Genomic DNA, 19631 nt, shown 5'->3' with positions numbered 1-19631 from the left:
TCAACTTGAATAAATGCAGTAACTTAAAAAAAACGTGACAAACACGTAAAAAATTTGGGAGGAACACAAAATGAAAAAAAGAATTGTTAGTTTGCTTGTATTAGCAACAATGACAGCGACAATGTTTGCTGGCTGTGGCGGCTCTGATTCAGCTACTACAGAAGCTCCAGCAGACAGCGCAGCTACAGAGACAGCGGATGCTGAAGTAGCAGCAGAGTTACCTGCAGACACAGGTAAGGTACTTAACATCCAGTGCTGGAATGATGAGTTCCAGTCAAGACTTAAGTCACACTATCCAGGATATGAGGAAGTTGACGCTACTCATGGTAAGATTGGTGATGTTGAGGTAGTTTGGACAATTACTCCTTCTACAGACAACGCATACCAGAACAACCTTGACGAGGCACTTCTTGCACAGGAGTCAGCAGCAGCTGATGATAAGGTTGACTTATTCTTAGTAGAAGCTGATTACGCTCTTAAGTATGTTGATACAGATTATGCTATGGCATTATCAGATCTTGGTATCACAGATGCTGACCTTGCAGATCAGTATAAGTACACACAGAGCATCGTTACAGATAGCAATGGAAAGTTAAAGGGTTCTTCATGGCAGGCTTGCTCAGCTGGTCTTATCTACAACAGAGAAGCAGCTAAGGAAGTTCTTGGAACAGATGATCCAGACGAAGTACAGGCAGCAGTAGCTGATTGGGGCAAGTACAACGAGACAGCAGCAAAGGTTGCTGAGGCTGGTTATACAATGTGTTCTGCTTATGATACATTCCGTGTATATTCAAACAATGTATCAGGTAAGTGGGTACAGGATAACAAGGTTGTTATCGACAAGAACATTGATAAGTGGATTGATGATTCAAAGGAACTCGTAGACGCAAAGGCTGAGGATACAGATGACCTTTGGGGCGATGACTGGGCAAAGGGTAAGAATCCTGAAGGAAAGGTATTCTGCTACTTCGGACCAGCTTGGTTCTTCAACTTCTGCCTTAACGCAGATGATCCTGCTTCAATCGCTGGCCAGGGTGGCTGGGGATACTGTGTAGGACCACAGTCTTACTACTGGGGTGGTACATGGATCTGCGCTGCAACAGGTACAGACAATGCTAACCTTGTAAAGGATATCATCCTTAAGATGACAACAGATAAGGGTATCCTTAAGGATATCGCTCAGCAGGATGCTGACTGTGTAAACAGCAAGACAGTACTTGCAGAGCTTGCAGCTGATGACTCAGGTAACCTTGATCTTCTTGGTGGACAGAACCCATACAAGCAGCTTGCAGAAGGTGCTGAGAAGGTAGACCTTTCAAATATTTCTGCATACGATCAGGGATGTAACGAAGAGCTTCAGAAGGCAATCAAGAACTACTTCCAGGGCAATGCTACAAAGGAAGAGGCACTTGATATGTTCAAGAAGGCTGTAGTTGAGAAGTATCCAGAGCTTACAGCAGAGTAATTTTACAATTACACTTAGCGGGAAATAAAATAATGGGGGCGCATGGGTTAGTCCTGTGCGCCCTATATTAAAGATATTCAAAAGGGAGCACTTATGAACAAGAAGAGTAAAGTAGTAAGCTACAACAAATGGGGCTACATATTCTTAATTCCATTTACTGTAATCTTTTTAATTTTCCAGTTGGTGCCACTTGCAACAACTATTTACAATTCATTTTTTGAGAATTACCGTTCAGGTCTTACTCAGATTGGCCCTAACTTCGTAGGGCTTCAGAATTATGGCACAATTATCACAAATGGTGATTTGCCTACATATTTCTATAACACAATGGTTATGTGGTTAATGGGATTCATTCCACAGATTCTATTATCGCTTCTTTTAGGAGCTTGGTTTACAGATCCATCACTTAGATTAAAATGCCAGACATTCTTCAAGACAGTAATTTACTTACCAAACTTGATTATGGCTTCGGCTTTTGCCATGTTATTCTTTACATTATTCTCAGATAGCGGTCCTATCAACTCTATGCTTATGCAGATTGGAGTTTTTAAGGAAGCATATCAGTTTATGAGTCATGTTTGGACAGTTCGTACTCTTGTTGCTACAATGAACTGCCTTATGTGGTTTGGAAATACGACAATTCTTCTGATGGCCGGAATGTTGGGCATTGACCCATCACTCTTTGAGGCTGCACAGGTAGATGGAGCTACATCTACTCAGATTTTCTATAAAATTACATTACCACTACTTAGACCTATTCTAATCTTCGTTATGATTACATCACTTATTGGTGGTTTGCAGATGTTCGACGTTCCACAGATCTTAACAAACGGAACTGGAGATCCAATGCGTTCATCAATGACACTTATTATGTATTTGAACAAGCACCTGTTCAGCAAGAACTACGGTTTAGCTGGTGCGCTTTCAGTATTCCTGTTTGTAATAACTGGTATCTTAAGCTTGATCGTATTCAAGTTTACAAATTCTGATAAGGTGAAGTAATTCTATAGTTATTTAAATAGAAACGAGGTAAAATATTATGGATATGGCAGCTAACACTACTATAGCAGGCAAGCAGGACACTGGTGCCTCTGTACATGCTAGAAGAGTAGTATCATATGTAGTATTGATTTTAATTTCATTCTTGTGCCTGTTTTGGTTTTATGTATTGTTTATCAATGCCACAAGAAGCAATTCTGAGCTTAGCTTAGGATTTTCAGCAGTTCCAAGTACTCATTTTGTTGAGAACTGGACAAACCTTAAAAATGGAACACTTCCTATTCTTAATGGTTTGATTAACTCGCTTGTAATTGCATTCTTAACAGCAGGTCTTGCAACTTACTTCTCTGCAATGACTGCTTATGCAATTCACGCCTATGATTTTAAAGGTAAGAAGTTCATGTTCACATTCATTCTTATGATTATGATGATTCCAACACAGGTTACTGTACTTGGTTTCTTACAGTTAATTGGTAAGATGGGACTTGATAACAACCCAACAGCACTTATTGTGCCTGCAATTGCATCTCCAGCTGTATTCTTCTATATGAAGCAGTACATGGATTCTACACTTCCTCTTTCACTTGTTGAGGCAGCAAGAATCGATGGCTCTGGAGAGTTTAGAACTTTTAATCAGATTGTAGTACCTCTTATGAAGCCAGCTATTGCTGTTCAGGCAATCTTCAGCTTCGTAAACAGCTGGAATAATTACTTCACTCCAGCACTTGTACTTCATGATGATACAAAGAAGACGCTTCCTATATTAATTGCACAGCTACGTTCAGCTGACTGGCTTAAGTTTGATATGGGACAGGTATACATGATGATTGCATTCTCTATTTTCCCTGTAATCATTGTTTACCTTATTCTTTCTAAGCATATCGTAGGTGGCGTAACTCTTGGTGGTGTAAAGGGTTAATCCCGTTGAATTGATATAACTAAAAGTTTATTATTTAAAGGGGGCTAAAATTTAGTCCCCTTAATATTTTCGAAAGACTTGACAGAGTTGACTAGCTGTGATATATTTTGCTAGCGACTAAGAAAAGCAGGTCTTTTTTTTATGCTCTTTTTTCGCCTCATCAAATTGTTCGCTATGATGAGTGAGCGTAAGTAAGACCAAAGTAGAATTATAACGGAGGTGGAAGTTGTGCGCACAAAGATAACATTGGCATGTACAGAATGCCAGCAGCGTAATTACAACATGACAAAAGACAAGAAGACACACCCTGACAGAATGGAAACAAAGAAGTACTGCAGATTTTGCAAGAAACACACAATGCACAAGGAGACTAAATAGTCTAACGGGGGTGCTATTATGGCAGAAGAGAAGAAAACTAAGTCAGGACGTTTTGCAGGTCTCAAGGCAGAATTTAACAAGATTGTCTGGGCAGACCCAACAGACGTGTCAAAGCAGACAACAGCAGTTGTTGCTGTGTCAGTAGTTGTAGCAGTGATCATCATCGTATTAGATGCAGTGATCAACAAAGGTGTAAATATCCTAGTTAATTTATAATGGAGGCATCGGATATGGCAGAGGCAAAGTGGTATGTAGTTCATACTTACTCAGGCTATGAGAACAAAGTCAAGACAAACATTGAAAAGGCTATCGAGACACAACATCTCGAGGAGCAGATTCTTGATGTACGCGTACCTATGGTTGAGGTAACAGAGACTAAGGATGGCGTTAAAAAGCAAGTTTCAAAGAAGATGTACCCTGGTTACGTTCTTATTGAGATGATTATGAATGACGAGACCTGGTACGTTGTCAGAAATACCAGAGGTGTTACAGGCTTCGTAGGACCAGGAAGCAAGCCAGTGCCATTGTCAGAGGCAGAAGTTAAGGCTTACTTACTAGGTGATAACACTGAAAAGGTCAACGTTGAGGTTGACTTCGAGGTTGGTGATACTCTTAGCGTTATCGACGGTACCTGGAAAGATACTGTCGGCGTTGTTAAGTCTATCAATGCTAAGAAGCAGACAGTTACAATCAGCGTTGAAATGTTCGGACGTGAGACTCCAGTTGAGATTGATTTCACGGACGTACGAAAAATGGATTAATTTTTTTGCAGGAGGAATAGGATAATGGCAAAGAAAATCGAAGGCTATATCAAGTTGCAGATTCCAGCAGGCAAGGCTACACCAGCCCCACCTGTAGGTCCAGCACTTGGTCAGCACGGTGTAAATATCGTGGAGTTTACAAAGCAGTTTAACGCAAAGACAGCAGATATGGGAGATACAATCGTTCCTACAATCATCACTGTTTATGCAGATAGAAGCTTCAGCTTCATCACAAAGACTCCACCAGCAGCAGTTCTTATTAAGAAGGCTTGCAAGATCCAGAAGGCATCTGGCACACCTAATAAGACAAAGGTTGCAAAGATCACAAAGGCTCAGGTTCAGGAGATTGCAGAGACAAAGATGCCTGATCTTAACGCAGCTTCACTTGAGGCAGCTATGAGCATGATCGAGGGAACATGTAGATCAATGGGCGTTGAGGTTGTAGAGTAATCACAGCTTAGCGAAAACAACGTTCTTACTATTAATTATTGAGTGGGAGAGCTTAGAGCTCGATTAACCACAGGAGGTAAACATGAAAAGAGGAAAGAAATACGTTGCAGCTGTAGCTACATACGACAAGTCAGTTGCATACGATCCAGCAGAAGCAATCGCTCAGGTTAAGAAGAATGCTACTGCAAAATTTGATGAGACAATTGAGGCTCATATCAGAACTGGTTGTGACGGACGTCACGCAGAGCAGCAGATCCGTGGTGCAGTTGTACTTCCACACGGAACTGGTAAGTCAGTTAGAGTTTTAGTATTCGCTAAGGGTACAAAGCTTGACGAGGCTCAGGCTGCTGGTGCTGATTTCGTTGGCGGCGAGGAGCTTATTCCAAAGATCCAGAACGAAGGATGGAATGAGTTTGATGCAGTAGTTGCTACACCAGACATGATGGGTGTTGTTGGTCGTCTCGGTCGTGTACTTGGACCTAGAGGACTCATGCCAAACCCAAAGGCTGGTACAGTTACTATGGATGTTGCTAAGGCTGTTGAGGAAATCAAGGCAGGTAAGATTGAGTATAGACTTGATAAGACAAACATTATCCATGTACCTATCGGAAAGGCTTCTTTCTCAGAGGAGCAGTTAGCGGACAACTTCCAGACTCTTATGGATGCAATCAACAAGGCTAAGCCATCAAGCTTAAAGGGTCAGTACATTAAGAGCATTTCACTTGCTCCAACAATGGGACCTGGCGTTAAGCTTAATGTTGCAAAGGTTTCAAACTAATTGTTGACAATCCAATATACATAATGATATAATGCACAAAGTTGTTGCCGAAGACAGCAGGTGGCGTTAGCCGTAAAGAGATTTATCTCTACCAGCCGAGGACGATTAAGTATTTATCGACTAATCAAACCTCTATGTCTTTATGGCATAGAGGTTTTTTAAATTACTTTATCCTCATATAAGCAACACAAAAATATTATAAGGAGGAAAAAAATCGTGGCAAAAGTTGAATTAAAGCAGCCAATCGTTGACGAGATTTCAACACAGGTTAAAGATGCAGCTTCAGTTGTAGTTGTTGATGCTCGTGGACTTACAGTTGCAGAAGACACACAGTTACGTAAGCAGCTTCGTGAAGCTGGCGTTACATATAAGGTTTACAAGAACACTCTTATGAAGCACGCTTTCGAAGGAACAGACTTTGCACAGCTTGACGAGGTTCTTGAAGGACCTAGCGCAATCGCTGTATCAAAGGATGATGCTACAGCACCAGCAAGAATTCTTGCTAAGTTTGGTAAGACAGCTCAGAACCTTGAGATCAAGGCAGGTGTAGTTGAAGGAACATACTATGATGCTAAGGGTATGGCAGCAGTTGCAGCAGTACCAAGCAGAGAGGAACTTCTTTCAAAGTTACTTGGAAGCTTACAGTCACCAATCACAAACTTCGCTCGTGTTCTCAACCAGATCGCAGAGCAGGGTGGTGCATCTACAGAGGCACCTGCAGCAGAAGCTCCAGCAGAGGAAGCACCAGCAGCAGAGGCACCAGCAGAGGAGCCAGCTGAGGCTCCAGCAGAGTAATTTAGAATACTCAAAACAAATAATTATTTATATTAATTTTTTAATGGAGGAAAATTATCATGGCAAAGATGACAACAGAAGAGTTTATCGCAGCTATCAAAGAGCTTAGCGTATTAGAGTTAAATGACCTTGTAAAGGCATGTGAGGAAGAGTTCGGCGTTTCTGCAGCAGCAGGCGTTGTAGTTGCAGCAGCAGCTGGCGATGCAGCAGCAGCTGAGGAGAAGGACGAGTTCGACGTAGAGCTTACAGAAGTAGGTTCTGAGAAGGTTAAGGTTATCAAGGTTGTTCGTGAGGCAACTGGCCTTGGTCTTAAGGAAGCTAAGGAGCTCGTTGATGGCGCTCCTAAGGTTATCAAGGAAGCAGCTGATAAGGCTACAGCAGAGTCAATCAAGGCTCAGCTTGAGGAGATCGGTGCAAAGGTTACTCTTAAGTAATCATTGTTACGAATTTTCTATTGGCAGGTCATCATTGACCTGCCAATTTTTTGCTTTTAAATAAATACAAAAAATGTATTGACTTTACTATTGTTTTTGGCATAGAATGTAGTTTGCACTATTATGGTGCAGTGTGCATTCCTATGCCTTTTTTCATGGCTGGAAATATGCCACATTTTTTCATGAAAGATTTATCCAAATTAAAAATAAAATGAGAGGTGGAACGTCAATGGAGAAAAACAGAATACGTCCAGTGAAAGCTGGAAAGAACTTGCGTATGAGTTACTCGAGACAAAAAGAGGTACTTGAGATGCCTAATTTAATCGAGGTCCAGAAGGACAGTTACGACTGGTTCGTTAAGGACGGATTAAAGGAAGCATTTGCAGATATCTCACCTATTCAAGATAGGGGAAACCAGCTTGAATTGCATTTTGTTGACTTCACACTGTGTAAAGACGAGGTGAAGTACACAATTCCACAGTGCAAAGAAAGAGATGCAACATACGCAGCGCCTTTAAAGGTTAAAGTGCGCCTTGTTAACAAGGAGTCCGGCGATATGCAGGAGCACGAAATCTTCATGGGTGACTTGCCACTTATGACAGATACAGGCACATTCGTAATTAATGGAGCGGAGCGTGTTATTGTATCACAGCTTGTTCGTTCACCAGGCATTTACTATGCAATTGGCCACGATAAAATCGGTAAGGAGTTATATTCATGTACTGTAATCCCTAACCGTGGCGCTTGGCTTGAGTACGAGACAGATTCCAATGACGTTTTCTATGTTCGTGTAGACCGTAACAGAAAGGTACCTGTTACAGTTCTTATTCGTGCTCTTGGCTTAGGAACTAACCAGGAAATCATCGATGTATTTGGCGAGGAGCCAAAGATTCTTGCAACATTTGCAAAGGATCCAGCTATCACAGAGAAGAACCCACAGGGTAGTTACGAAGGAGGTCTCTTAGAGCTCTATCGTAGACTTCGTCCAGGCGAGCCTCTTGCAAAGGATAGCGCAGAGTCACTTATCCATGGTATGTTCTTCGATCCAAGACGTTATGACCTTGCTAAGGTTGGTCGTTATAAGTTCAATAAGAAGCTCATGCTCAGAAATCGTATTGCTGGACATGTTCTTGCTGAGGACGTTATCGACACAACAACAGGTGAGATTATTGCAAAGGCTGGAGATAAGGTTACACTTGAGATGGCTGATGATATTCAGAATGCAGCTGTTACTCATGTATTCATCCAGACTGAGACTCGTAATGTAAAGGTTCTTTCTAATATGATGGTTGACATCACAAAGTTTGTTGATTGTGATGCTAAGGCTCTTGGTATTACTGAGCTTGTTTACTATCCAGTACTTGAAAGAATTCTTTCAGAGAATACAACAAAAGAAGATATCGAGGATGCAATCGCTCGTTCAGTAGCAGATCTTATTCCAAAGCACATCACTGTTGAGGATATTTTTGCATCTATTAACTATAACATGCACCTTGAGTACGCTATTGGTAAGGATGATGATATTGATCACCTTGGAAACCGTCGTATTCGTGCTGTTGGTGAGTTATTACAGAACCAGTATAGAATAGGTTTATCACGTCTTGAGAAGGTTGTACGCGAGCGTATGACTACTCGTGACCTTGAGGATATTTCTCCACAGAACCTTATCAACATCAAGCCTGTTACAGCTGCAATCAAAGAGTTCTTTGGTTCATCACAGTTGTCACAGTTCATGGATCAGAATAACCCACTTTCTGAGTTAACACACAAGAGACGTCTTTCAGCACTTGGTCCTGGTGGTCTTTCAAGAGACCGTGCAGGTTTCGAGGTTCGAGACGTACACTATTCTCACTATGGACGTATGTGTCCTATCGAGACACCTGAAGGACCAAACATCGGTCTTATCAACTCTCTTGCAAGCTATGCTCGTATCAATGAGTATGGTTTTGTTGAGGCGCCATACAGACGTATTGATAAGTCAGACCCAGAGAATCCTCGTGTAACTGACGAGGTTGTATATATGACAGCTGACGAAGAGGATAATTATCATGTAGCACAGGCTAACGTCAAGCTTGACGAAGAAGGCCACTTCATGAGAAAGAATGTATCTGGTCGTTTCCGTGAGGAGACACAGGAGTACGACAAGAAAGTATTTGATTACATGGACGTATCTCCTAAGATGGTATTCTCAGTTGCTACAGCTTCAATTCCATTCCTTCAGAACGATGACCCTACTCGTGCCCTCATGGGATCAAACATGCAGCGTCAGGCCGTTCCACTTCTTACTACAGAAGCACCAGTAGTTGGTACAGGTATGGAGCCAAAGACAGCAGTCGATTCAGGTGTCTGCGTAGTTGCTAAGCGCGCAGGTATCGTAGAGATGTCTGAGACAAACAGAATTATTGTTAAGGCTGACGAGGACGGAACAAGAGATGAGTACACACTCTTCAAGTTCACACGTTCTAACCAGTCTAACTGCTATAACCAGCGCCCAATCGTATTTAAGGGCGATCATGTAGAGGCTGGCGAGGTTATCGCTGATGGTCCTTCTACAAAGAATGGTGAGCTTGCCCTTGGAAAGAACCCACTTATCGGTTTCATGACATGGGAAGGTTACAACTACGAGGATGCCGTTCTTCTTTCAGAGCGCCTCGTTCAGGATGATGTTTATACATCTATTCATATTGAAGAGTACGAGATTGACGCTCGTGATACAAAGCTCGGACCAGAAGAAATCACTCGTGATGTAGCTGGTGTTGGTGATAATGCTCTTAAGGATCTTGATGAGAGTGGTATCATCCGTATCGGTGCGGAGGTTCGTGCCGGTGATATCCTTGTTGGTAAGGTTACACCAAAGGGTGAGACAGAGCGTACTCCAGAAGAGAGACTTCTTCTTGCAATCTTCGGTGAGAAGGCTAGAGAAGTTCGTGATACATCACTTCGTGTACCACACGGAGCTTACGGTATCGTTGTTGATGCTAAGGTATTCACACGTGAGAATGGCGATGAGCTTTCTCCAGGTGTTAATAAGTCAGTACGTATCTACATCGCTCAGAAGAGAAAGATTGGTGTAGGTGATAAGATGGCCGGTCGTCACGGTAATAAGGGTGTAGTTTCCCGCGTACTTCCAGTAGAAGATATGCCATATCTTCCAAACGGTCGTCCACTTGATATCGTACTTAACCCATTGGGCGTACCTTCACGTATGAACATTGGTCAGGTCCTTGAGATTCACCTTTCACTTGCTGCAAAGGCTCTTGGATTTGATATTGAAACACCAGTATTTGATGGTGCAAAGGAAATTGATATTCAGGATACTCTTGAGCTTGCAAATGACTATGTAAATATGCCATTTGATAAGGAAGAGGCTGAGAACGGTGAGGAGACATTCTACGACAAGTACGTTGATATTCTTCGTGATGATGTTATGGAATACTTATCTACAAATCGTGCTCACAGAGCTCTTTGGAAGGGTGTTCCTATTTCTAGAGATGGTAAGGTTCAGCTTCGTGACGGTCGTACAGGTGAGCCATTTGATGGTCCTGTTACAATCGGACACATGCACTACCTGAAACTTCACCACCTTGTAGATGATAAGATTCACGCACGTTCAACTGGTCCTTACTCTCTTGTTACACAGCAGCCACTCGGTGGTAAAGCACAGTTCGGTGGACAGCGTTTCGGAGAGATGGAAGTTTGGGCCCTCGAGGCTTATGGTGCATCATATACACTTCAGGAAATCCTTACAATGAAGTCAGATGATGTTATCGGACGTGTTAAGACATATGAGGCTATTATCAAGGGTGAAAACATCCCTGAGCCAGGCATCCCTGAGTCATTCAAGGTATTGCTTAAGGAATTACAGTCACTTGGTCTTGACGTTCGTGTTCTTGATGAGAACCGCGAAGAGGTTGAGCTCATGGAGACAAGTGAATATGGAAATACTGACCTCAACGCAATTATCGCAGGTAGCGACAGAAACTTCGCATTCGAGGATGACAGCTCATTTGCACAGGCAGGCTTCTCTACAAAGAAGTTTGATACTGAAGGCGAACTCGTAGATGACGAGGAAGAGCAGTTCGAAGATGAAGAAGATGATTTTTCTGATATACCAACAGATTTTGATGAGGAATAAATAGGAAGGGAGCTACAAAATGCCAGAGAATAAAGAAGCGACATATCAACCAATAGCATTTGACGCAATACAGATTGGATTGGCATCACCTGAGAAGATCAGACAGTGGTCTCGTGGCGAGGTTAAAAAGCCTGAGACAATCAATTATCGTACACTGAAGCCTGAAAAGGACGGTCTTTTCTGCGAGAAGATCTTTGGACCTAGCAAGGACTGGGAATGTCACTGCGGAAAGTACAAGAAAATTCGTTATAAGGGTGTAGTTTGTGATCGTTGTGGTGTTGAAATCACAAAGGCATCAGTTCGTCGTGAGCGTATGGGTCACATCGAGCTCGCTGCACCAGTTTCACATATTTGGTATTTCAAGGGTATTCCTTCACGTATGGGACTTATTCTTGATCTTTCACCAAAGACATTAGAGAAGGTTCTCTACTTTGCATCATACATCGTACTTGATGCAGGTGAGACAGCTCTTATGTATAAGCAGGTTCTTACAGAGGCTGAGTACCAGGAAGCTAGAGAGCAGTATGGTAACGGCTTCAGAGTAGGAATGGGTGCTGAGGCTATCCAGGAGCTTCTTAGAGATATCGATCTCGATGAAGAGGCTACAAAGCTTCAGATTGAATTAGACAGCGCTACAGGCCAGAAGCGTTCACGTATCATTAAGAGACTTGAGGTTGTTGAGGCATTCCGCGAGTCAGGAAACAGACCAGATTGGATGATTATGACAGTTATCCCTGTTATTCCACCAGATCTTCGTCCTATGGTACAGCTTGATGGTGGCCGTTTCGCTACATCTGATTTGAACGATTTATATCGTCGTATTATTAATAGAAATAACCGTCTCCGTAGATTGTTAGAGCTTGGTGCTCCTGATATCATCGTTCGTAACGAGAAGAGAATGCTTCAGGAAGCTGTTGATGCTCTTATCGATAACGGTAGACGTGGTCGTCCTGTTACAGGTCCTGGTAACAGACCTCTTAAGTCACTTTCAGACATGCTTAAGGGTAAGTCAGGACGATTCAGACAGAACCTCCTTGGTAAGCGTGTTGACTACTCAGGACGTTCAGTTATCGTCGTTGGACCAGAACTTAAGATTTACCAGTGTGGTCTTCCAAAGGAGATGGCACTTGAGCTCTTCAAGCCTTTCGTTATGAAGGAGCTCGTTGGTAATGGCATGGCCCACAACATTAAATATGCTAAGAAGATGGTTGAGAAGTTTGAGCCAGAGGTTTGGGACATCCTTGAAGATGTCATTAAAGAGCATCCAGTTATGCTTAACCGTGCTCCTACACTTCACCGACTTGGTATTCAGGCTTTCGAGCCAATCCTTGTAGAAGGTAGAGCTATCAAGCTTCATCCACTTGTATGTACAGCTTTCAACGCCGATTTCGACGGTGACCAGATGGCTGTTCACCTTCCACTTACTCAGGAGGCACAGGCTGAGTGTAGATTCATGCTTCTCTCACCTAACAACCTCTTGAAGCCTTCAGACGGTGGTCCTGTTGCCGTTCCTTCACAGGATATGGTACTCGGTATCTACTACCTTACACAGGAGCGTGGTACTACAGTAGGCGATAGCCGTGAAGAGCTTGGTGAAGGTAAGGCATTTAAGAACCTTAACGAAGCAATCCTTGCTTACGAGAATGATGCTCTTACAATGCATGCACGTATCACTGTTAACGTATCTAAGACACGTCCAGATGGTACAGTTGTAACTGGTAGAGTTTCATCTACACTTGGTAGACTTCTCTTCAACGAGATCATTCCACAGGATCTTGGTTACGTAGATCGTACAAATCCTGAGAACGAGCTTGTTCCTGAGGTAGACTTCCACGTTGGTAAGAAGCAGTTAAAGCAGATTCTTGAAAAAGTTATTAATACACATGGAGCTACAAAGACAGCAGAAGTTCTTGATGATATCAAGGCTATGGGTTACCATTACTCAACAATTGCTGCCATGACAGTTTCAATTTCAGATATGACAGTTCCACCTCAGAAGCCAGAGCTTATTGCACAGGCTGAAGAGACAGTTGATAAGATTACTCGTCAGTACAAGAGAGGTCTTATTACTGAGGAAGAGCGTTACCGTGAAGTTGTAGATACATGGAAAGAGACTGATGATCAGCTTACTAGAGACCTTCTTGATGGTCTTGATAAGTACAACAACATCTTCATGATGGCTGACTCAGGTGCCCGTGGTTCTGAAAAGCAGATCAAGCAGCTCGCAGGTATGCGTGGTTTGATGGCTGATACAACAGGTAAGACTATCGAGCTTCCTATTAAGTCTAACTTCCGTGAGGGTCTTGACGTACTTGAGTACTTCATGTCAGCTCATGGTGCTCGTAAGGGTCTTTCAGATACAGCTCTTCGTACAGCCGATTCTGGATACTTGACACGTCGAATGGTTGACGTTGCTCAGGAGCTTATTATCCGTGAGTCAGACTGTGTTGCTGGAACAGACCGTGAGATTCCAGGTATGTGGGTATACGCATTCATGGATGGTCGTGAGGAGATTGAGTCTCTTAAGGACCGTATTACAGGTAGATTCTCTTGCTACTCTATCTACGATGCTAAGGGCGAGATGATTGTTAAGGCTAATCACATGATTACACCTAAGCGTGCAGCTGCAATCATTGAGCGTGGTGTTGATGATAAGGGCGAGCCAATCAAGAAGGTTAAGATTAGAAACGTACTTAACTGCCGTTCACACGTTGGTGTTTGTGCTAAGTGTTATGGTGCTAACATGGCTTCAGGTCGTGCCGTTCAGGTCGGCGAAGCAATCGGTATCATCGCTGCACAGTCAATCGGTGAGCCAGGTACACAGCTTACCATGAGAACATTCCATACTGGTGGTGTTGCTGGTAACGATATTACACAGGGTCTTCCTCGTGTAGAGGAGCTTTTCGAGGCTAGAAAGCCTAAGGGACTTGCTATCATTACAGAGATTGCTGGTACAGTCACTATTGAAGAGGACTCTAAGACAAAGAAGAGAGAAGTTGTTGTAACAAACTCTTCTACAGGCGATGTTGAGAAATATCTCATCCCTTACGGATCACGTATCAAGGTTCTTTCAGGTCAGGAGCTTGAGGCTGGTGATGAGCTTACAGAAGGTTCTGTAAACCCACACGATATCCTTGCTATCAAGGGTAAGGCAGCTGTTCAGGATTACCTCATCCGTGAAGTTCAGCGTGTATACCGCTTACAGGGTGTTGATATCAACGATAAGCATATTGAAGTACTTTGCCGTCAGATGCTTAAGAGAATCAGAATCGACGAAGCAGGTGATACAGGCTTCATGCCAGGTTCACTTGTTGATTGGCTTGATTTTGAGGAAGCAAACGAGCAGATGGAAGCAGAGGGCAAGGAGATTGCAACAGGTACACAGGAGCTTCTTGGTATCACAAAGGCAGCACTTGCTACAAACTCATTCCTTTCAGCAGCTTCATTCCAGGAGACAACAAAGGTTCTTACTGATGCAGCTATCAAGGGTAAGGTTGATCCACTTAACGGTCTTAAAGAGAACGTTATCATCGGTCGCTTAATTCCTGCTGGTACAGGTATGAAGAGATACTCTAATATCCCTCTTTCAACAGACAACGATTTAGCTAATGTTGAGATTCCAGAGGATTTTGAAGATATGACTGGTGAGTCTGATGAATTAGTATCAGATGAGTTAGTAGAAATTGAAGAGTAATCTCGAAATTTTATATTGAAATTGATGGACTAGGGTCAGAAATGACCCTAGTTTTTTCACATTTTTAGGGTTGACATTATGATTTTAAGGAAATATAATGTTCTAGCATGCGCTAATAGGATAACTATGCCTATATTTAAGCATGCGAAGAAATAAATTAGGAGGTAAAAAGAATGCCAACATTCAACCAGCTAGTTAGAAAAGGTCGTCAGACATCTGTAAAGAAGTCTACAGCACCAGCACTTCAGAGAGGTTATAACTCTCTTCAGAAGAAGCCTACAAACACTTCTTCACCACAGAAGCGTGGTGTATGTACAGCTGTTAAGACAGCTACACCTAAGAAGCCTAACTCAGCTCTTAGAAAGATTGCCAGAGTTCGTCTTTCAAACGGAATCGAAGTAACTTCATACATTCCAGGCGAGGGTCACAATCTTCAGGAGCATAGCGTTGTTTTGATTCGTGGTGGTCGTGTTAAGGATTTACCAGGTACACGTTATCACGTAATCAGAGGTACACTTGATACAGCCGGCGTTGCTAACCGCAAGCAGGGACGTTCAAAGTACGGCGCTAAGAGACCTAAGGACGCAAAATAAATCTTAGGATAATTTAGTTGTAATTCACATTCACTTTGGTTAATGTTGTATCTATTTTACTTAGAAATAAATACTGCATGGACACATAGTAATTAAATGTGAGTACCGTTGATCTAACAAATTTTAGTTAAGGAGGGAAGTATCGTGCCAAGAAAAGGACATACTCAAAAGAGAGACGTTTTGGCAGATCCTATATACAACAGCAAGGTAGTTACAAAGCTTATCAACAACATCATGCTTGATGGTAAGAAGGGTGTAGCTCAGAAGATTGTATATGGTGCATTTGACAGAGTCGCAGAAAAGACTGGAAAGCCTGCACTTGAGGTTTTCGAAGAAGCTATGAACAACGTTATGCCTGTACTTGAGGTAAAGGCTAGACGTATCGGTGGTGCTACATATCAGGTACCTATCGAAGTAAGACCAGATCGTCGTCAGGCCCTTGGCCTTAGATGGCTCACAATGTTCTCACGTTCACGTACTGAGAAGACAATGGAAGAGCGTCTTGCAAACGAGATCATGGATGCAGCTGGCAACACAGGTTCAGCTGTTAAGAGAAAAGAAGAAATGCATAGAATGGCAGAAGCTAATAAGGCATTTGCTCATTACAGATTCTAATAGGAGGGACGAACAGTGGCAGGAAGAGAATATCCACTTGAGCGTACCAGAAATATTGGTATTATGGCTCATATCGATGCCGGAAAGACTACACTTACAGAGCGTATTCTTTACTATACTGGTGTAAACTACAAGATTGGTGATACTCACGAAGGTACTGCAACCATGGACTGGATGGAGCAGGAAGCTGAGAGAGGTATCACAATCACTTCAGCTGCTACAACATGTCACTGGACTGAGCAGGAAAACTGCAAGCCTAAGAAGGGTGCTCTTGAGCACCGTATCAATATCATTGATACACCAGGCCACGTAGATTTCACTGTTGAGGTTGAGCGTTCCCTTCGTGTACTTGATGGCGCCGTTGGTGTCTTCTGTGCAAAGGGTGGCGTTGAGCCACAGTCAGAGAATGTTTGGAGACAGGCTGACACATATAACGTACCAAGAATGGCTTTCATCAATAAGATGGATATCCTTGGTGCAAACTTCTACGGAGCTGTTGATCAGATCCGTGACAGACTTAAGAAGAACGCTATCGTTCTTCAGCTTCCAATCGGTAAGGAAGATGATTTCAAGGGAATCATCGATCTTTTCGAGATGAAGGCATACATCTATAACGATGATAAGGGTGATGATATTTCTATCACAGACATCCCAGCTGATATGGCAGAGGATGCTGAGCTTTATCACACAGAGCTTGTTGAGAAGATCTGTGAGTTAGATGATGATCTTATGATGGAGTATCTTGAGGGCGAAGAGCCATCTGTAGATGCTCTTAAGGCAGCACTTCGTAAGGGTACTTGCGAGTGTAAGGCTATCCCAGTATGCTGTGGATCTGCTTATAGAAACAAGGGTGTTCAGAAGCTTCTTGATGCAATCCTTGAGTTCATGCCAGCTCCTACAGACGTACCAGCTATCCAGGGTGTAGATATGGATGGCAACCCAGTTGAGAAGCACTCATCAGATGATGAGCCATTCGCAGCTTTAGCATTCAAGATTATGGCTGATCCATTCGTTGGAAAGCTCGCTTTCATCCGTGTATATTCAGGTACATTGAACTCAGGTTCATACTGCCTTAACGCTACAAAGGATAAGAAGGAGCGTGTAGGTCGTATTCTTCAGATGCACGCTAACAAGCGTACAGAGTTAGACAAGGTTTACTCTGGTGATATCGCAGCTGTTGTAGGTCTTAAGGTTACAACAACTGGTGATACAATCTGCGACGAGCAGCACCCAGTAATCCTCGAGTCTATGGAATTCCCTGAGCCAGTTATCGAGCTTGCTATCGAGCCTAAGACTAAGGCTGGACAGCAGAAGATGGGCGAGGCTCTTGCAAAGCTTGCTGAAGAGGATCCAACATTCCGTCAGCATACTGACCAGGAGACAGGCCAGACAATCATCGCTGGTATGGGTGAGCTTCACCTTGAAATCATTGTTGATCGTCTTCTTAGAGAGTTCAAGGTTGAGGCTAACGTTGGTGCACCTCAGGTTGCATACAAGGAAACATTTACAAAGCCTGTTGATCAGGAATACAAGTATGCTAAGCAGTCAGGTGGTCGTGGACAGTACGGTCACTGTAAGGTTAGATTTACTCCAATGGATGCTAACGCTGAGGAGACATTCAGATTTAAGTCTTCAGTAGTTGGTGGTGCTATTCCTAAGGAATACATCCCATCTGTTGGTGAGGGTATTGAGGAAGCAGCTAAGGCTGGTATCCTTTGCGGATTCCCTGTTCTTGGTGTAGAAGCAGACGTTTACGATGGTTCTTACCATGAAGTCGATTCATCAGAAATGGCATTCCACATTGCTGGTTCAATGTGCTTCAAGGAAGCTATGGCTAAGGCAGCTCCAGTTCTTCTTGAGCCTATCATGAAGGTTGAAGTTACTATGCCAGAGGAGTACATGGGTGATGTAATCGGATCTCTTAACGCTAAGAGAGGTCAGATCCAGTCTATGGATGATCTTGGCGGCGGAAAGATCGTTAGAGCACTTGTTCCACTTGCAGAGATGTTCGGATACTCTACAGAGCTTCGTTCATCTACTCAGGGTCGTGGTAACTACTCAATGTTCTTCGAGAAGTATGAGGCAGTTCCAAAGAACGTTCAGGAGCAGATTATCTCTAATCACGCTAAATAATTTAGAAAAATACTAGATAGTTGAAAAATCTCGATATTTCCATTATAATCGGAAATATCGAGAGTTTAGAACTAAACAGCCCATTGAAGGGCATTATCTTAAGGAGGATTTTTAAAAATGGCAAAAGAGCATTTTGACAGAACCAAACCACATTGTAACATCGGTACTATCGGACACGTAGATCACGGTAAAACAACTCTTACAGCAGCTATCACAAAGGTACTTGCTGAGCGTGTATCTGGTAACGCAAAGGTAGATTTCGAGAACATCGATAAGGCTCCAGAGGAGAGAGAAAGAGGTATCACAATCTCTACAGCTCACGTTGAGTATCAGACAGAGAAGAGACACTATGCACACGTTGACTGCCCAGGCCATGCTGATTATGTAAAGAACATGATCACAGGTGCTGCTCAGATGGACGGCGCTATCCTTGTAGTTGCTGCAACTGACGGTGTTATGGCTCAGACAAAGGAGCACATCCTTCTTTCTCGTCAGGTAGGTGTACCTTACATCGTTGTATTCCTTAACAAGTGTGATATGGTTGATGATGAGGAGCTTATCGAGCTCGTAGAGATGGAAGTTACAGAGCAGCTTGAGGAGTATGACTTCAACGATTGCCCAATCGTTAAGGGATCAGCTCTTAAGGCTCTTGAGGATCCAAACGGTGAGTGGGGCGACAAGATCATGGAGCTCATGGACACTGTAGATTCTTACATTCCAGATCCACAGCGTGAGACAGACAAGCCATTCCTTATGCCAGTAGAGGACGTATTCACAATCACAGGTCGTGGTACTGTTGCTACAGGTAGAGTAGAGCGTGGTGTTCTTCACCTTAACGACGAGCTTGAAATCATCGGTATCAAGGAAGATACACAGAAGACTGTTGTAACTGGTATCGAGATGTTCCGTAAGCTTCTTGACGAGGCTCAGGCTGGTGATAACATCGGTGCACTTCTTCGTGGTGTTAACCGTGACCAGATCCAGCGTGGACAGGTACTTGCTAAGCCAGGTACTGTAACATGCCACACAAAGTTCACAGCTCAGGTTTACGTTCTTACAAAGGATGAAGGTGGTCGTCATACTCCATTCTTCAACAACTATCGTCCACAGTTCTACTTCAGAACAACAGACGTTACAGGTGTTTGCGAGCTTCCAGCAGGTACAGAGATGTGCATGCCTGGCGATAACGTAGAGATGACAATCGAGCTCATCCACCCAATCGCTATGGAGCAGGGTCTTACATTCGCTATCCGTGAGGGTGGTAGAACAGTAGGTTCTGGTCGTGTTGCTACAATCATCGAATAATTTCGATCGAACAGCCCAACCCAAATAGTAAAATCAAGGCTTCCGAGGATTTCCTCGGGAGCCTTTTTTAATGCAAAAATATATTAAATAGCAATCATAAAATAAGTGCTTGGTACCTTTTTGGTACCTTTTTTGCCTATAAAGGTACCAAAAAAGCACATTCTAGATATAAAGAAT

General features: G+C 43.0%; 16 protein-coding genes and 1 other annotated feature. All 16 genes read left to right on the top strand.

What is annotated here, in order from left to right:
* Positions 1-70: 70 nt before the first annotated feature.
* The 16 genes from BLP54_RS06595 to tuf all read left to right on the top strand — a co-directional run bounded on the left by BLP54_RS06595 (position 71) and on the right by tuf (position 19454).
* Positions 71-1465 carry an ABC transporter substrate-binding protein gene (locus BLP54_RS06595; protein ID WP_090167944.1) on the top strand — a complete coding sequence of 465 codons (1395 nt, stop codon included), beginning with the start codon at positions 71-73 and terminating at the stop codon, positions 1463-1465.
* Positions 1466-1558: 93 nt separating this feature from the next.
* On the top strand, positions 1559-2467 hold the full coding sequence (locus tag BLP54_RS06590) for a carbohydrate ABC transporter permease (RefSeq protein WP_090167943.1): 909 nt from the start codon (positions 1559-1561) through the stop codon (positions 2465-2467).
* 43 nt (positions 2468-2510) lie between these two features.
* Positions 2511-3383 carry a carbohydrate ABC transporter permease gene (locus tag BLP54_RS06585; RefSeq protein WP_090168061.1) on the top strand — a complete coding sequence of 291 codons (873 nt, stop codon included), beginning with the start codon at positions 2511-2513 and terminating at the stop codon, positions 3381-3383.
* Between the two features lie 228 nt (positions 3384-3611).
* The gene (gene rpmG, locus BLP54_RS06580) at positions 3612-3761 is read left to right on the top strand and encodes a 50S ribosomal protein L33 (protein ID WP_028234592.1); all 150 of its coding nucleotides are present in this window, start codon (positions 3612-3614) and stop codon (positions 3759-3761) included.
* Positions 3762-3779: 18 nt separating this feature from the next.
* Positions 3780-3977, top strand: a complete 198-nt coding sequence (gene secE / locus BLP54_RS06575) for a preprotein translocase subunit SecE (RefSeq protein WP_028247598.1) — start codon at positions 3780-3782, stop codon at positions 3975-3977.
* Between the two features lie 14 nt (positions 3978-3991).
* Positions 3992-4522, top strand: coding sequence for a transcription termination/antitermination protein NusG (gene nusG, locus BLP54_RS06570; protein WP_090167942.1), 531 nt, complete (start codon positions 3992-3994; stop codon positions 4520-4522).
* A 24-nt stretch (positions 4523-4546) separates the two neighbouring features.
* The gene (rplK, locus tag BLP54_RS06565) at positions 4547-4972 is read left to right on the top strand and encodes a 50S ribosomal protein L11 (RefSeq protein WP_028247600.1); all 426 of its coding nucleotides are present in this window, start codon (positions 4547-4549) and stop codon (positions 4970-4972) included.
* A gap of 82 nt (positions 4973-5054) precedes the next feature.
* Positions 5055-5750: a 50S ribosomal protein L1 gene (gene rplA / locus BLP54_RS06560; protein WP_072913461.1), complete on the top strand. Its 696-nt coding sequence runs from the start codon at positions 5055-5057 to the stop codon at positions 5748-5750.
* A gap of 29 nt (positions 5751-5779) precedes the next feature.
* Positions 5780-5920 (top strand) — a sequence feature (ribosomal protein L10 leader region).
* 46 nt (positions 5921-5966) lie between these two features.
* Entirely contained in the window at positions 5967-6545 is a 579-nt protein-coding gene (gene rplJ, locus BLP54_RS06555; RefSeq protein ID WP_090167941.1) for a 50S ribosomal protein L10, read from the top strand.
* 59 nt (positions 6546-6604) lie between these two features.
* Complete coding sequence (rplL, locus tag BLP54_RS06550; RefSeq protein ID WP_028234586.1) at positions 6605-6979, top strand: 50S ribosomal protein L7/L12; 375 nt, start codon at positions 6605-6607, stop codon at positions 6977-6979.
* Between the two features lie 229 nt (positions 6980-7208).
* On the top strand, positions 7209-11114 hold the full coding sequence (gene rpoB / locus BLP54_RS06545; RefSeq protein WP_090167940.1) for a DNA-directed RNA polymerase subunit beta: 3906 nt from the start codon (positions 7209-7211) through the stop codon (positions 11112-11114).
* A gap of 19 nt (positions 11115-11133) precedes the next feature.
* Positions 11134-14808 (top strand): DNA-directed RNA polymerase subunit beta', encoded by a 3675-nt coding sequence (gene rpoC, locus BLP54_RS06540; RefSeq protein WP_090167939.1) that lies wholly within the window; start codon positions 11134-11136, stop codon positions 14806-14808.
* Positions 14809-14981: 173 nt separating this feature from the next.
* Positions 14982-15401 carry a 30S ribosomal protein S12 gene (gene rpsL / locus BLP54_RS06535; RefSeq protein ID WP_015548550.1) on the top strand — a complete coding sequence of 140 codons (420 nt, stop codon included), beginning with the start codon at positions 14982-14984 and terminating at the stop codon, positions 15399-15401.
* Between the two features lie 144 nt (positions 15402-15545).
* The gene (gene rpsG, locus BLP54_RS06530) at positions 15546-16016 is read left to right on the top strand and encodes a 30S ribosomal protein S7 (protein WP_143002002.1); all 471 of its coding nucleotides are present in this window, start codon (positions 15546-15548) and stop codon (positions 16014-16016) included.
* Between the two features lie 15 nt (positions 16017-16031).
* Positions 16032-18149 carry an elongation factor G gene (gene fusA, locus BLP54_RS06525; protein WP_090167937.1) on the top strand — a complete coding sequence of 706 codons (2118 nt, stop codon included), beginning with the start codon at positions 16032-16034 and terminating at the stop codon, positions 18147-18149.
* A gap of 117 nt (positions 18150-18266) precedes the next feature.
* Positions 18267-19454 (top strand): elongation factor Tu, encoded by a 1188-nt coding sequence (tuf, locus tag BLP54_RS06520; RefSeq protein ID WP_072913474.1) that lies wholly within the window; start codon positions 18267-18269, stop codon positions 19452-19454.
* Positions 19455-19631: the final 177 nt, after the last annotated feature.

The organism is Pseudobutyrivibrio sp. 49 (genome assembly GCF_900100545.1).
GTDB lineage: Bacteria > Bacillota > Clostridia > Lachnospirales > Lachnospiraceae > Pseudobutyrivibrio.
The sequence above is the reverse complement of the archived record's forward strand: the minus strand, read 5'-3'. Positions and strand labels throughout refer to the sequence as shown.

Bases quoted from the DNA above. Each gene is read 5' to 3' on its own strand.
- BLP54_RS06595 (WP_090167944.1), top strand. From the start codon at position 71: ATGAAAAAAAGAATTGTTAGTTTGCTTGTATTAGCAACAATGACAGCG.
- rplL (WP_028234586.1), top strand. From the start codon at position 6,605: ATGGCAAAGATGACAACAGAAGAGTTTATCGCAGCTATCAAAGAGCTT.
- rplK (WP_028247600.1), top strand. From the start codon at position 4,547: ATGGCAAAGAAAATCGAAGGCTATATCAAGTTGCAGATTCCAGCAGGC.
- rpoC (WP_090167939.1), top strand. From the start codon at position 11,134: ATGCCAGAGAATAAAGAAGCGACATATCAACCAATAGCATTTGACGCA.
- rpsL (WP_015548550.1), top strand. From the start codon at position 14,982: ATGCCAACATTCAACCAGCTAGTTAGAAAAGGTCGTCAGACATCTGTA.
- secE (WP_028247598.1), top strand. From the start codon at position 3,780: ATGGCAGAAGAGAAGAAAACTAAGTCAGGACGTTTTGCAGGTCTCAAG.
- rpoB (WP_090167940.1), top strand. From the start codon at position 7,209: ATGGAGAAAAACAGAATACGTCCAGTGAAAGCTGGAAAGAACTTGCGT.
- nusG (WP_090167942.1), top strand. From the start codon at position 3,992: ATGGCAGAGGCAAAGTGGTATGTAGTTCATACTTACTCAGGCTATGAG.
- BLP54_RS06585 (WP_090168061.1), top strand. From the start codon at position 2,511: ATGGCAGCTAACACTACTATAGCAGGCAAGCAGGACACTGGTGCCTCT.
- tuf (WP_072913474.1), top strand. From the start codon at position 18,267: ATGGCAAAAGAGCATTTTGACAGAACCAAACCACATTGTAACATCGGT.
- rplA (WP_072913461.1), top strand. From the start codon at position 5,055: ATGAAAAGAGGAAAGAAATACGTTGCAGCTGTAGCTACATACGACAAG.
- BLP54_RS06590 (WP_090167943.1), top strand. From the start codon at position 1,559: ATGAACAAGAAGAGTAAAGTAGTAAGCTACAACAAATGGGGCTACATA.